Source organism: Bacillus sp. WC2507 (genome assembly GCF_052656125.1).
The window spans coordinates 86,693-101,301 of the sequence record NZ_JBQXPN010000003.1 but is presented as its reverse complement, the minus strand read 5'-3'; the positions used below and the strand labels follow the sequence as shown (position 1 = coordinate 101,301).

13 protein-coding genes and 1 pseudogene are annotated in these 14,609 nt (G+C 32.9%); 13 read left to right on the top strand and 1 reads right to left on the bottom strand.

Annotated elements, in window-relative coordinates:
- The first annotated feature begins 148 nt into the window (after nucleotides 1–148).
- The 6 genes and pseudogenes from ACUN28_RS28450 (at nucleotide 149) to ACUN28_RS28425 (ending at nucleotide 7,996) form a co-directional block, all read left to right on the top strand.
- A complete protein-coding gene (locus ACUN28_RS28450) occupies nucleotides 149–535 on the top strand; it encodes a hypothetical protein (protein WP_016089812.1) in 387 nt (128 codons plus the stop codon).
- A gap of 17 nt (nucleotides 536–552) precedes the next feature.
- Nucleotides 553–2,064, top strand: a complete 1,512-nt coding sequence (locus tag ACUN28_RS28445) for a hypothetical protein (protein WP_016089813.1) — start codon at nucleotides 553–555, stop codon at nucleotides 2,062–2,064.
- A 585-nt stretch (nucleotides 2,065–2,649) separates the two neighbouring features.
- Nucleotides 2,650–4,467, top strand: a complete 1,818-nt coding sequence (locus ACUN28_RS28440) for a reverse transcriptase domain-containing protein (RefSeq protein ID WP_016089814.1) — start codon at nucleotides 2,650–2,652, stop codon at nucleotides 4,465–4,467.
- A gap of 100 nt (nucleotides 4,468–4,567) precedes the next feature.
- Nucleotides 4,568–6,595: pseudogene (locus ACUN28_RS28435) on the top strand (DNA translocase FtsK); the annotation flags it as partial.
- A 252-nt stretch (nucleotides 6,596–6,847) separates the two neighbouring features.
- On the top strand, nucleotides 6,848–7,408 hold the full coding sequence (locus ACUN28_RS28430; protein ID WP_016089816.1) for a helix-turn-helix domain-containing protein: 561 nt from the start codon (nucleotides 6,848–6,850) through the stop codon (nucleotides 7,406–7,408).
- A gap of 258 nt (nucleotides 7,409–7,666) precedes the next feature.
- Entirely contained in the window at nucleotides 7,667–7,996 is a 330-nt protein-coding gene (locus tag ACUN28_RS28425; protein WP_016089817.1) for a hypothetical protein, read from the top strand.
- A 151-nt stretch (nucleotides 7,997–8,147) separates the two neighbouring features.
- On the opposite strand, the gene ACUN28_RS28420 is transcribed toward ACUN28_RS28425, so the two are convergent.
- On the bottom strand, nucleotides 8,148–8,549 hold the full coding sequence (locus tag ACUN28_RS28420; protein WP_445423452.1) for a hypothetical protein: 402 nt from the start codon (nucleotides 8,547–8,549) through the stop codon (nucleotides 8,148–8,150).
- A gap of 189 nt (nucleotides 8,550–8,738) precedes the next feature.
- On the opposite strand from ACUN28_RS28420, the gene ACUN28_RS28415 reads away from it, so the two are divergent.
- The 7 genes from ACUN28_RS28415 (at nucleotide 8,739) to ACUN28_RS28385 (ending at nucleotide 13,873) form a co-directional block, all read left to right on the top strand.
- Nucleotides 8,739–9,026, top strand: a complete 288-nt coding sequence (locus ACUN28_RS28415; RefSeq protein WP_098885289.1) for a DUF5316 family protein — start codon at nucleotides 8,739–8,741, stop codon at nucleotides 9,024–9,026.
- Nucleotides 9,027–9,466: 440 nt separating this feature from the next.
- A complete protein-coding gene (locus ACUN28_RS28410) occupies nucleotides 9,467–10,450 on the top strand; it encodes a hypothetical protein (protein ID WP_016089818.1) in 984 nt (327 codons plus the stop codon).
- A 9-nt stretch (nucleotides 10,451–10,459) separates the two neighbouring features.
- A complete protein-coding gene (locus ACUN28_RS28405; protein ID WP_176539390.1) occupies nucleotides 10,460–11,386 on the top strand; it encodes a hypothetical protein in 927 nt (308 codons plus the stop codon).
- A gap of 201 nt (nucleotides 11,387–11,587) precedes the next feature.
- Nucleotides 11,588–11,875 (top strand): hypothetical protein, encoded by a 288-nt coding sequence (locus ACUN28_RS28400; protein WP_016089820.1) that lies wholly within the window; start codon nucleotides 11,588–11,590, stop codon nucleotides 11,873–11,875.
- Between the two features lie 824 nt (nucleotides 11,876–12,699).
- Nucleotides 12,700–12,984, top strand: coding sequence for a hypothetical protein (locus tag ACUN28_RS28395; RefSeq protein WP_016089822.1), 285 nt, complete (start codon nucleotides 12,700–12,702; stop codon nucleotides 12,982–12,984).
- Between the two features lie 220 nt (nucleotides 12,985–13,204).
- A complete protein-coding gene (locus tag ACUN28_RS28390; RefSeq protein WP_016089823.1) occupies nucleotides 13,205–13,525 on the top strand; it encodes a hypothetical protein in 321 nt (106 codons plus the stop codon).
- A 21-nt stretch (nucleotides 13,526–13,546) separates the two neighbouring features.
- Entirely contained in the window at nucleotides 13,547–13,873 is a 327-nt protein-coding gene (locus ACUN28_RS28385; RefSeq protein ID WP_016089824.1) for a nucleotidyltransferase domain-containing protein, read from the top strand.
- Nucleotides 13,874–14,609: the final 736 nt, after the last annotated feature.

Here is a 14,609-nt window from a genome sequence, read left to right as displayed (position 1 = left end):
TATTTTTTAAGGTGTTAGAATAGCCATTGAACATATGATAAAAACTACAATCAAATCAGAACATATGAAATTAAGGCAAGCGACACACGCTGTTTTTACAGTGGGTGTCGCTTGTCTTTTTTTATATGGAGAAAGGTGGAAAATGATAATGAATTTACAATTTGCATCAACAACGAATGGAGGAGTGCTCTCTGCAAGAGAAGCATTTACAAATCCAGAACTTGTCCTAAAACATATGACAGAAGAGGGGGCAACGTTTAGTGTTTCTCTACAAGATATCCAAATCCCAGGTAAACCGAATTACTATTGGTATGATGTAATCATTGAGACGGCAACAAATAAAAAGATAGAAGTAAATATTGCGGTACTTTCTCAGGAAGAATATAACCAACTCTGTGAAAGAGATAGTATTGATTTATATTTAAAACAAACTGAAGATGCAGCGAAATTCTTTTTAGAAAAATCAAAGGAACTATTTCAACCAGAATTCACTAATCGCTTCACATTCCATCATAAAGCTCAATTATATCTGTAAGAGGTCGGTGAGCCTATATGGAGACATTTAAAAAACGATTACCTTTATTTACTACAATCGGCTTAATTAGCGTATTTATTCTTTCGTTTGGATTCGGTTTAGTAAACTACATCAAGTTACTCTACTATGCATTTGAACCACCGTCTTATCCTATAGAAATTACATATGTACCGCTTATTTTGATGTTCTTCTCTTTACTATTAGGAGAATTCAGCTTTAGGTTTTATAGCCGTATTCCTGCTTTGCATGTGAAAAATGGGAAATTAATAATTTTGATTGTCTCTCATATTGCAGTTGATATTCAATTTTTATGGTTTGCAACTGCTCCAATCCATGCAAAGGTTATTCCATATCTTACGGATAAATCAAATCATTTAAATTTTGGTGAGTATGAGGCCTTAGGTCATGTTTTAACAGGGAATTTTCACACACTCACTATGATTTTTGTGTTTTTCCCTTCAGTATTCATGATTTTATTTACACTTTGGTATAGTGGCCATATTATCCGTTACAGAGAAGAAATATTAAAGTGGGTACAAAAATACCAATATAAAAATCACAAGTTACAAAAATGGTTTAATAACCAAGAAGAACAAATATATCCTGATGTAGAAATTGGACCGCATATTGAGCATAAAGAAATGGTCCGAATTAAGGGGAAAGATAGGACGTTAAATGGTATCATTATTGGTCCAATTGGTTCTGGTAAAACATCAAGTTTAATTATTCCTATGATAAATCAAGATTTACACTGGATGGTGCGTTTCATAAATAAGTTTGAAACTGCGTATAAAAAGAATGATTATGATACAGAAGAAGTAAAAGGAACATTTTTAAATGGTGTCACTGTTATTGAACCCAGTAATGATTTATGTCAAAAAGTATTTAAATTGGTACAAGCACATAAGATTCCCTCAAGCTCCGTTTATTACATTGATCCATCTAATCCTCATACCAAAAATATAAACATTCTGCGGGGACCAGTTGATAAAGTAGCAGAGGTTTTCGCAATGGTTATTCAAGGCTTGTCTGAATCTAACAACGCATTCTTTGAACAAGCTCAACGTAACCACCTTAAACAACATATCTATTTATTAAAGCTTCATAACCCGCAAAAAGATGTCACCTTCGACGATTTGATTGAGATGTATGACGATGTAGAACGTGTTCACCGTATGCATAAACTATTAAAGGTACAGGTCGATAAGTTATATGATTTTGTTCAGGGTGGAGCAGCTTCACGTGATCAAAAAAATGAATATAAAATTATAAAAGGTATTAATGAATGGTTTGATAATACCATCCGTGAAAAAATGGATTTTCACGGGGAACCAGCAGTTTATAAATCAGGAAAATACCGCGGACAACCGATGCATTATGACAGGGAAGAAGAATATGTAAAAGGTTTACGCAATATCTTAAAAGATTTAGCTTCAAACGTTTTAATACGACGTGTTTTATTTGGTAAATCCGATTTTGATTTCGATGTACATGTGCGCCCATACGGGCATTTAGAGATTCAACTCTAGCAAAGTTGTAGGCTCAGGTCTCACAAAAGCCTATCATCAACCAACTTATCCGTGAAGGAAACTGAACGGGGAGTGTAGCATGTTGGTAAAGCCATAAGTTAATTAGTTACCAAATTACGACTGAATGGCCAGATGAAACGTATAGACAAGGATGAAAGCTAAACTGCTTAAACGATAGTCCAAAGGGGGATATCGAACCCCATGACGAAAGGTAACTAGTAACGTTATGTAGTAATGACCATTTAACCAGGTGTACGCTAAATGGTATAGAAGGACGAGGTCTCCATCCTCAAGTCCCAGAGATCCATTACTAACTATCCACTGTAGGTGGAAAAGGACGAAAGTCGCATCCGACACTATAGCAAGCTCATCTCTAAATGTACTAAATGGGGATTACCTAAGTTGGAACGCCAATACAAACTGGCTATTAAGGATGATACCAAGTGTAAAACAAGGTATGTGGCTTATGAATATCCAATAAGGTAACGGAGTTTCCGTAGTAGTCAGAGATAGGGAAAGCCTATTACAGGGCGAAGGGAAACAGTTTATCAGTTTAATACAAATTAGGAAGGAGCGTGAGGCTCTTTGAGAAATCCAAATGAGGTATTAAACAGCCTACGTACCATGGCTAGTAGTACAGATTACAAGTTCAAGAGACTATACAGAAACCTGTATAACCCAGAATTTTATTATATGGCATATTCTAAGATATACGCCAAAGAAGGCAACATGACCAAAGGTACGGATGGAAAGAATATCGATGGAATGAGTATTGAAAGAATTAACACTCTTATAGACAAAATTAAACACGAGACTTACAAACCTTATCCAGCTAGACGGATTTATAGGAACAAAGCTAATGGTGGTAAAAGACCACTAGGCATCCCTTCTATGGATGATAAAATCATACAAGAAATAATACGAAGTATCCTTGAGAGTATATATGAATCTACGTTCTCCGATGATTCACATGGGTTTAGACCTAAAAAGAGCTGTCATACTGCGTTAATTCAAATTCAAAAGACATATAGAGGGGTACGATGGTTTGTTGAGGGGGACATAAAAGGTTTCTTCGATAACATAAATCACCACTCACTTATAAATATCCTTAAAAGAAGGATTGATGATGAAAAATTTATAAGGTTAATTTGGAAGTTTCTCAGAGCAGGTTATCTTGAAGAATGGACATATAACAACACATTCTCTGGCACCCCTCAAGGAGGCATAATCAGTCCCATACTATCAAATATTTATTTGAATGAACTAGACAAATTTATGAAGATCTATAAACAACAATTTGATAATGGGGCAAGAAGAAAGACAAATCGTGATTATGCGTACCTTTCAGATAAGAAATACCGACTACGAAAAAAACATGAGGAACAATGGGGACAAATGTCAGAGGACGAAAAAAGAGAAGTTAAACTACAGTGGAACAAACTACACAAAGAACAGCTCTCTATACATTCAAAAGAACCTATGGACGAAAACTACAAAAGAATTGTATATACCAGGTACGCAGATGATTTCCTCATAGGAATAATAGGTAGTAAAGAAGATGCTATTCAAGCCAAAGAAAATCTTACGATTTTTCTTAAAGAAACCCTTGAACTCGAGTTGTCACAGGAAAAGACTCTCATAACCCATAGTGAAAAATTAGTACAATTTCTCGGTTACGATATTACAATCTCAAGAGAAGAAGCAATAGCAAAAACAACCCATAGAAGGACAAAAAGGGTATTCTCTTTCACACCCAAACTATACGTACCCAAAAACAAATGGATAAAGAACCTATTTCAAAAAGACGCACTAGCAATTGATAAAAATACAGGTACTTGGAAACCTAAACACAGAACCTATCTAAAAGATAATGACGACTTAGAGATTTTAAGTATCTACAACGCAGAAATTCGTGGTCTATATGAATACTACAAGTTGGCGAACAACGTAAGTGTTATAAATAAATACAAATACATAATGGAATATAGTATGTATAAAACGTTCGCTAGCAAGTACAAAAAAAGTGTTAAACAAATTCTCAACAAATATAGAACCAATGGGAAATTTGGTATACGATACAAAACTAAAAATGGTGAAAAGATAAGATATCTTTATGACCAAGGATTTCGGAGACACATAAGTATAGATACCAAAACAGAAGTCGATATTCTCCCAAACACCTTAAAAATGTCTGGACGAACAAGTCTCATTGAACGATTATTAGCCGAAGAATGTGAAGTGTGTGGCAAAAAGAACCTAGCTATCGAAATACACCACATAAGAAAGTTAAAAGACCTAAAAGGTAAGAAAATGTGGGAGAAAATGATGATCGCTAGAAAAAGAAAAACCATGGCACTCTGCCATCAATGTCACATAGATTTACACTCAGGTAAGTTGGATTGATAAATGGAGAGCCGTATACTTGGAGACGAGTACGTACGGTTCGGGGGGGAGTACTTGGAAACCTATCATAGAAATATGATAAGGCGCTGGGTACTTACCCTACTTGGAGCAAGGTGGCATTTTACTTGTAAATACTGCGAAAGGGGAATTAGCAGACCTTTCAAACGTATTAGGAAAGTTTGTATTGCTGAGTATGCAAAATGCGGTATTCCGTAGGGAACCAAACGTCTCGCCTTACCACCACATAATAGTCGATGAGTTCCCAGATTATGTGGTGAAGCCGTTTAAAGAATTCCCTGCACAATCCCGTAAATATAAAGTAATTTTAACAATTGCTAGCCAAACGCTATCTCAATTAGCTCTCGACTTTACAGAACAATACATGTTTACTTTACTAGGTTCATTCCGTAACAAAATGATATTTGGAGATGTAACGCCATATGATGCAAAAATTTTCTCTGACATGTTCGGTGAAAAAGAAGAATTTAAAGAAGCGGAATCCGAACAGGGTATTTCCCCTATGCAAGATAATCCTGTTAGTCGACTAGGATCAACCTACCAAAAAACAAAAGAAGTTGTTATGTCACCAGGGGATATCATGGCACAAGGTGCATTTATCTGTGCTGCTCGTATCGTACAAGATAATCATGTGCAACCAGTCCAACAAATTACAAGTAACTTTGTGCCTAAAGAAGAATTCGCGCATGCACTCATACAGGTAGAGAAGCAAACAGGCCGATATTGGGAAAATGAACGTCTTCGCCTTATTAATGAATCTATTGTAAAAGCAAATCCTATGAAGCATGTAGACGCAGAGAACATGAAAAAAATACAACCTTTGCCACCTATACAAGAGGATGAGGTGAAACAAAATGGCTCTGTAGAAACAACCGAAGAGCAACAGCACATTGTATCATTGGAAGATTATAAGGAACACAAGTCTCATAATGAAACCTTATCTAATGAACCTGCAACTATGAATCCGCAGGGAGATGTTGATGATGAAGCTGAAAATAAGTTGTATGAAGATATTAAGGAATTTATTATTGAATCGCAACAAGTCTCGCCATCTATTCTGCAAAGAAAATTCAAGATCAGCTATATGAAAGCTATGCAATGTATTGAGAAGTTAGAACAAAATCTAGTTGTAAGTTCTTACACAGGGGATGGTCCTCGTAAAGTATTAATTTCAAATAGTATTAGTATACCAGAAGACCCAAGTGTTAATACTACTCATATTTCTGACAATACTATTTCACAGGAAGTAGCGATTCGAAGCGAAGACACAGGAACTGTACAAGAGGCGACTAGCGTCTTTAAGGATATTCTATACGACGATGTTTTAAGTTTTGTGAAAGAAATGGGAAGTGCCTCTATACCGGTACTACAAGACACGTTTAAAATTAGTTATACACGTGCATCAAGATTAATAGAAACCCTACAAAGAAATGGTGAACTGCCTCTTATAGCAGAAGAAATACATCTAGAAAGTATAAGCACTGAAATAAAAGAACCAGTCGTGAAAGAAGATAATGAAGAAACCATAGATATAGCATTAACTCATATGGACGAATGCTATGAAATAAACATGAAAGTAGCAGAACTAAACAAAGAATTATTTATTACTATATTAGAGCAAGATTGGAATAAAGATTCCACTATTCATTCCGAGATTCCTGATGAGACTGAACCACTGTTTGAAGAATTCCCATCTGATGGACTTCCCGTTACAATGATAGGAACTGCAGAAACAAGTATAGAATCTACTTCAATTCCCGTTATAATAACAGAGTCAGAAGAAACACAAGTAGAAATCAGCACAGTTCCAATTGAAGAAACGCTTAATCATACCGAAGAAAATAAGCTTGATGAAGATGTAGCAAAAGTTTACGAATCTATTAGTATTACGGTTCAAGAAAACTTAGAAAAAATTAGAGAAGATCATTCGAAAAATGATGAGAAGCAACCAGAATATAAACCTATGAGTTACAAAGAACGCCAAGAGCACTTAAAATCTCAGCAAAAAAATAAGAATAACAATTCGCAGTCGCTGGTTAATAATATTGAGAAACCTAAGCAAAAAACATCGAACGTAATGAGTAAAGAATTGAACAATTTCTTTGATTAATTGATTGTAAACCTCTAATTAAATCTAGTAGGGATATCGCCATTAATTCGAAAAAAAATCACGCTAAGCCAAAAATACAATAAGCTGCCCATATAGGCAGCTTATTTATATAATTATCGTTGTAGGAAGTAAAAATAAAGTGAAAATTGAATGATAAAACATTTTTACATCTTAAAATCACATTATTATAAAGAAATTTGGTAGTCTTTAATTAGCCTTTAACTTAACCTCAAACTTAAGGGAGATGTATAAATGAACATCGGTAAACAGATACAATATTTTCGTAAACGGGATAGCATGTCCCAAGAGAAGTTAGCAGAAAAAATTCATGTTTCCAGACAATCTATTTCTAACTGGGAAAATGAAAGAAACTATCCAGATATTCATAATTTATTAATGATGAGTATTCTTTTTAATGTCTCCCTAGATGATTTAGTTAAAGGAGATGTAAAGATCATGAAAGAAGAACTTCAAAAATCAGCCTTCTTTAAGTGGAGTTACATCATGCTAGCATTAATGATTATACTTCCTATTTCTACTGCACCTGTATTTTACTTTTTTGGTTATTATGGTCTTATAATACCTGTGGTACTTGTGATTTTGCTTATGTTTTCATCACAGCAAGTTGAAAACATAAAAAAAGAGCATAATTTAAAAACTTATCGTCAAATAGTTGATTTTATAGAGGGAAAACCTGTAAGTGAGGTAAAGCCTAATATAAAAGACAAATTATTAAAAATAGGTTTTATGCTTGCAAGTGCTTTAATTAGTTATAGTTTGATTTATTTAGGATTGAGTGTATTTGGAAGATAACTTAGAAAACTATTAAAAGTCCTTCAGATTGTTTAACTGGGGGACTTTTGTCTTTACATAATTATCGTTTTTTCTCTTAATTCACTATATTTTCCAAAGAAAATATGGAAAGGCAAGACGATGAATAAATTTATAAAATGACAAAACTGTAAGAATACACGAATGTTTGTAAGAAAGTTCGATGTTTTCCTTTTTCTTTTTTTATTATAGTGAAAAAGAAGAACGAAATATTCTCTTATGTAGGAAAGGAAGATAATAATGATTGATTTATTAAATAAATGGATGTTAGAAAGTACAGGCAATTTCAACATCGTTGTAGGACTTACAGCACTTCTATTTTTGGGTTCAGTAATTGCACTTATTATTATTTACAAAAAAATTGGTAAACCAGATGAAAGAACAAATCCTATTTATTTTAAAATTATTTCTTGTATGTTTACTACTCAAATTCTAATGAATTGCATATTTATTTCTTTAGTTGGTAAAGATATCGAGTATTTCCGTCAAATCTTTATATTATTTGAAGCCTTTGTATTCTTCGTTGGAGCTATTTATTCGTTTAAATTATATAGACAAGAATTTAAATAATTCACTTATAAGTATATCTATAAATATACTTGCAAGTGTACTTATAGGGGTACCGCCAGCATTTTGGAAAAAACCACGCTAAGCAAAAACATATATAATAAGCTGTCCATATGGACAGCTTATTTACATAATTATCGTTATTGGAAGTTAATTAAATTTTTCTACGTACTAAATAAAAAGCTAAGGACCCCATAATAATAGGTGTAACCAAACTAGAAGAATATGGATTTTTAAGAAGAAAGAGTATAAGTATATAAATAACAGCTAGTCCTATAAATACAGGAATTCCAAATCGAAACTCCCTACATTGTTTTATGTTCCTGTATAATACTTCTCCAATTAGGCAAGGTACAAGATTTAGTATACTACCATATATGATGAGAATTATAGTGAATCCAACTATGTTAGGCAAACCCAAATCATTCTGGGAAGAATAATTAGTATCGGAAATATATGGTATTAAGAACCATATGATATTAAAAGTAAGCAGACTTGCAACATAACTATTTATAAATTTTTCTAATTCAATTACAAATTTTTTCAACGTAATCATCCTCACAATTTCCTAATATTATCTTCATTGTATGACAGTTACCATTAAGTAAGATAGATAAAATGTGAAGTGAATACCCTATACATGAGAGGTTAACATAACGCATCATTATCGGAATTTGTTTGAAAAATATAGACTCAATGATATGGTATTATATGGATATAAAATCTTTTTGAAAGAGGGATCATAATGACAAAAAGAGGACTCATTTCAGGAATACTCCTATTACTTATCGTATCTGTAGAAGCTTATTTTAGTCGGAATTGGAGCCACATTTATTATGTATGTGGAACTTTTGGGTTAATTAGCATTGGATTAGCTTTAGCTTACTTCATTGATAGTTTAATTTTAGGTAACAAAGGAACCTTTTCTTCAAAAAAGGAAACGCGTAAAATTGGCCGTATTGATCAATCAAAAGGTTTTTTAATAATGGCTATTCCAAATCTTATAGCAGCACTAGTTTATATCGTTATTTAATGTATATCGTATACAAAATCAGTTAACATAACATAAAATTATCGGTAGCAAAGAAAAAGGAGGGAACCCTACTCTCACAAGGGAACCTTCTTTTTTGTTCTATGGACCTATGCATTTTTTTATACATTCCTATTATGGCGCGGTTTTAGGTTTCTCGTTTGTTACTGGATTTGCCGAAAAACTGTATAAAATCTTGCATACTCTTAGCTTGGGGGTTTTCCGAAATGCTGGCAGCCCCCCTAGTAAGACTACATTCTAGATTTTGATCTAACTTATAGCAAACTTATGATTTTAAAATTATTCTTGCATTTGAGTAAAAACACCGTTATATTTTTATTAATAACTATATAAATAAAACATAATTTACGTGAAGGACACACCTTACGTACCATCCCAATGGTACAGGTGTGTCCTTTTTTACGTTCTAGGAGGAAAATATAATGGCAGAAGATACGATAAACACTCAAACTGTAGAAGAACTTGGAATGGCTTTTGAATCAGAGAACCCACAAGGTGACACAGTGTTAGAAACGAACTTTAATCAATTTGAGCGAGTACGTGATCATGAACTAGAGGAATTAGCCCGTATGAAACGTGAGCGTACTGTAGGAAAAGGCTTGATTACAGTCGTATCCGAAAAGCTATTCCCGGCTAAAAACGGAAAGTCTGAGCGTATACAAGTGCTTACAATGCAAATTGGTACTCATACAACAGCATATTGCCCGATTACAGAGGCAGGTATAAACATTCCTAAAAATCCTCAATGGCTTGTGGGTAGAACAAAGCCTGTTATTATTGAACATTTTCAGAAAACTGAAGAAGGAAACTTTGCTGTTGTATCTATCACAGCAGGGGAGGTAGCACTTCAAAAAAGATTATATGAAGAAGTAACAGCGCAAGTAGGAAATAAAGTATACACAGGAACCGTTTCAGGGCATATCCCATCTGCGCAAACGGTCTTAGTTGAAATTCATGGCGTAACAGTAGGAGTGCGATACTCGCAATGGTCCCATTCATTCGTTCGTCCGGAAGATATTATTATTGGTGATGTTATAGAACTTATTATTGCTAAAGTGGTAGAAAAAAATGGTCGCTATGAGTTTAGTGGAAGTAAAAAAATATTAGAAACAGATCCAATGGACAAGCTATTAGAACTAAACAAACGCCGTGACCGCTTTGTAGGTAAAATTGTAGGTGTAGATGCAATTGCTGGTATTTTTGTAGAAGTTGCACCTGGTATTCAATTTAAAGGGTTAAAGAGCCGTAATCTTGCTAATCCAACTCCAGAGGATGCAATTAATCAAACAATTGTTACATGTGAGCTGCTAAATATTAATCCGAAAAAACGTAGAGGAACTGTTCGTATTTTGAATTATCCGCAGGGCCAAAGTAAAAAATCTAATTCGTCAATTTACCAATTTTAATGAATGACTATGCGTACAGTAGAAAAAACATTGTCTACCTATATCCCTTCTATTCCTCATTTATCAAGTGAGGATGCACAAGGACTTCAAATATATCGAGTACATGATCTGTATAAAACCTATGTATTCCAATCTTATGACGAATTAGTTAAGTTCAAGCAGCGTTTAACAGAGGAACAGTATACTATACTCAATTTCATCGGTGTTCATACATCGGTTCGGTTTAATCATTTATTATATCTATTCAAAAATAAATTTTCGCGAAAAAAAATTATAAATGCTCTTCAAGGGTTACTTTATTATCGATTGATTGAAAAATGGCAAGTAGAAATTCTTGATATAGAAATCTGCGAAGAAACATATACGTTATCCGATAATGGTTATAAACTCTTAAAATACTGGCAAGGAAATATGTTCTTCTTTGTTCCAGAAAGGCTTGATAATCATGGTAAATACGTTCACATGCGTTATTGGCATGACATAGACTTACTTTGTCACTTACGCTACACTCCATCCTTTTTAGGACATATTATGCATCCATCCATTAGTAAAGGGGTTTTTACCCCTCCTTTAAGTTTTATAATAAACAGCGGAGAAGATTGTAAAATTAATTTTGTTGTATACTCCACCTTGTTATCTGATAAAAAGGATCGATTAAAACGATTAATTGCTAGATGGAAAACTTTTGTAGAATCAGGAAAAGATGTTATTGTGCAGGGATTTGGGAATAACCCTACAATCTTAATAATTTATGTTTCTACTGAAAAACAAGCAAAGCAAATTAATAATGAACTACTGCTTGATTTAATCCCCGGTAAAGTATTGCTCTGTATAGGAGAAGCATTACATTCAGAAGGGTTACAACATGCTTTTTATCAGCCTCTTGCAGAAGGGGAGATTAAACAATTAAATACAACGCTATTTATAACAAACTAAGCCTTCCCCACAAGCGCTGCTTTTCTAGGAGGAGGGCTTAGTTTTTCTTTTATAAAAAATAAAGATTACTTAGACTCAAATCGTTTACCTTGATTGCGTAATAAATATCGCGTAGCGCCCCCCTATACAAAGTAGAGATTTTGCGAAATAATATTTATCGATACATCTTCCATGAATAATATAGATAAAAGGAGTAAAACATTGCTACGTATACAAAGAGGTTACATGTACGATTCAGATGATAATGAGGTAATTGTGAACGAAATTTTCTACGATGCTGTTTCCGAACAAAAATTAGGAAGCAAAATGGGTGTATTTGACGCTGTTAAGCTACCTAGCGCTATCTTGCAAAAAATCCAGGAAAACGAAAATATGTCCTACATGGAAAGTGTTGCAGTTGGAAAGGAAACTATTCAAGAAATACTTTATTATCTAGATCAAAATCAAAAGCCAGAAAAGCTATATTTTGAACTGCAGTACATGAAGTAACATCAAGAACTGAAAATAAGAAGGGATTTTTAGTAGGGGAAACAGGGGCACTATTCTTCAATACATATAACAGCCGCATAGAAAGTCCCTTCTTATCTTCGTTTCATTAAAAACAATTGAAGATATTATAAAATTAGTTTAATATAAACGTATACTTTATTGTTTAATTGATTCCGTTTATTCCCACACCCTATATGTTGTGGTTGAGTTGTAGAAGCAAGTTACGTCTTGTTTCATTTTAGAAAGGGCTTCTTTGAGCCGATTAGTGTATTTATAGCTTATTTTGCTATGCACATTTTTAATCGACTTAAAGAAGCCCTTTTTGTGTTGTCTTTAAGTTTCGAATCACTTGTACATAGACCTTCTGGGCTAATAATATGCGAAATAAAAAAGTACATCTATTTTGCTTTTTTGTTTCATTTAGAGGAGAGATTATATGGATTTCTACAAAGTATGGCATAAGAAAAAGAATATGAGAGTTATTAGTACTCATAATAAACAAAAAACAATGGGTCTTTATTTAGCAGAAACATATCATGTCTGCGATTGTGTAAGGTACCTAAATGTTTAAAAGTTAAGCACACAGGTAATACAAATAAAAAATAATGTGAGTAACATCACTAGGTTTACAACGTTTCTTATTATTGTTAAGAATTTTTGAATTTGACATAAAAAAAGAGATTAGTTTCTAATTCATAGTAAACTAGATAAAGAGTGGAATATAAAAATTAAAAACTAGAGAATGTATATAGAAATATGGTATTTATTGCAATGCTAAAAACACTAGAGATTAGGATTTGTAAACCAGAGAGGAGTCATATAATATGATTACAGTTAACCGAGGCTATATGTACGATCCAGATGATAATGAAGTTCTAATTACTGAGATTTATTACGAGGCTGCTACAGAAACTAAATTAGGGAGTAAGATGGATAGATTATCTTATTCAGTTCTTCCTAATAACATTAAAGAAAAAATAGAAGCAGTTACTTCATTGTCCTATATGGAGAGTATTGAGATGTCACAACAATTAGCTGCTGTATATCAGGATGAAATTAATAAGTATGGAAAACCGGAGAAATTGTACTTCGAGTACACAAATATGTAAGAAGAGAGAAGGCATTGAACGACATGGTTCAATGTCTTTTTTTGAATAAATTCATAGAGATACGATAAATAGAAATAGGGTAACTAACTTTTACTGTATTCATCCAAAATTCATATTTGTAGATGAGTATTTAGTAACAAGAGTTAGAGAAGAGTATAAGCTAAGTGGGATTAGATTTCTAAAATAAATATAAAAGGGGGCGTAAAGGAGGCATATTTTGATGTCTCCTTCTTTTGTTATGATGACATTTAAAACTACCCAATTCGCAATGTTTACAAATACTAGGCATTACATGTTCCTGCTTACAAAGGCTGAGTCAATATTAGAAGAATCACATCATGACTATAAGCTACTTCAATTTATGTGCAAATTAGAGATAAATCAAATATATGAAGCACTTGAAGGCCAGAGGAATGATACTTATATGGATTCAAATGCCCATCCATTATATATACATACACTTATTAAGCAGGTATACGAATGTTATCAAGCATTGCAGAACGTTGAAAAACAAGAGAACAACATAAAAATAAATATGTAATAGCAGGTAGAAGAGAAACGCATGTATAATATACTTAAACGTCAATTTAATTACATTATCCGAGGGGTGATTCGGATTAACGAAGAAGTGCAAAGGGAATTGGACCTATTGGTGCAAAAAATTCGTGAAACCGTGTCTTCTGTCCAAAAAATCATCCTTTTTGGCTCTCATGCATATGGCACACCAAATAAAGACAGTGATTTTGATCTATGTATTGTTGTGGAAGGTGTAGGAGAAAGAAAAAGGGAAGTCATTAATCGTATCAATTGGGGGATTTACGATGTAATGGAATTTAAAGAACTTATGAAGTACATAAAAGAAAATAAAGAGGAACATTTTCTGAAGTGATTGAATAAAATAAACATGCTATTAAAGAAAATAATAAAAAAAAGAGAAGGAAACAAATTTTTAAAACCTCTTAAAAGCCCAATTATATTTAAAATATAATTGGGCTTTTGTTTTTCTATAATAAATTAAAACTATAATTCGAGCTTGTAGAATGGAATGTAGAATACCACTTCTAAGATACAAAATTAGAGTATTACATCAAATAGTTAGTTATATAAATAATACAAACATTTCTCAATTTTTTACAAATTTTTCAGTTATTTCTTGCGAAACCGCATCACTATAGCATTCTACGGTAGTTTAACGCTAATTCAATTCACTCTATTCAGAATTTTCGATAATATAAATATAGACCTCTTGTTATTTTTTTCCTATAATCAATCTGTAGTTTCGATATTCAATTTTCTGTAAATTCGCGCGAACTGGGAATTGTTTTAAAATATCTTTTACTAGATAAAATAAAAACTACAAAAATTAATAATCATTTCATGGAAACAAGGTGGTTTTTTGTTTGTTTGCAAAGAACATGTATTAAAAGTGATTCAAAATCTAAATGTACCGCATATTTGTGAAACAGACAAAAATATAAAATGTAGGTATTGTGACCATGCTTCTCAATATGAATTGTATATATTTGATTTCAGGAATATATCAAAAAAATTAAGAATGTTCAGTACCCAATAGGTTATGTTATTTTTCAAAAATACTATATAGATTATTAGTCTATGCAAATAAT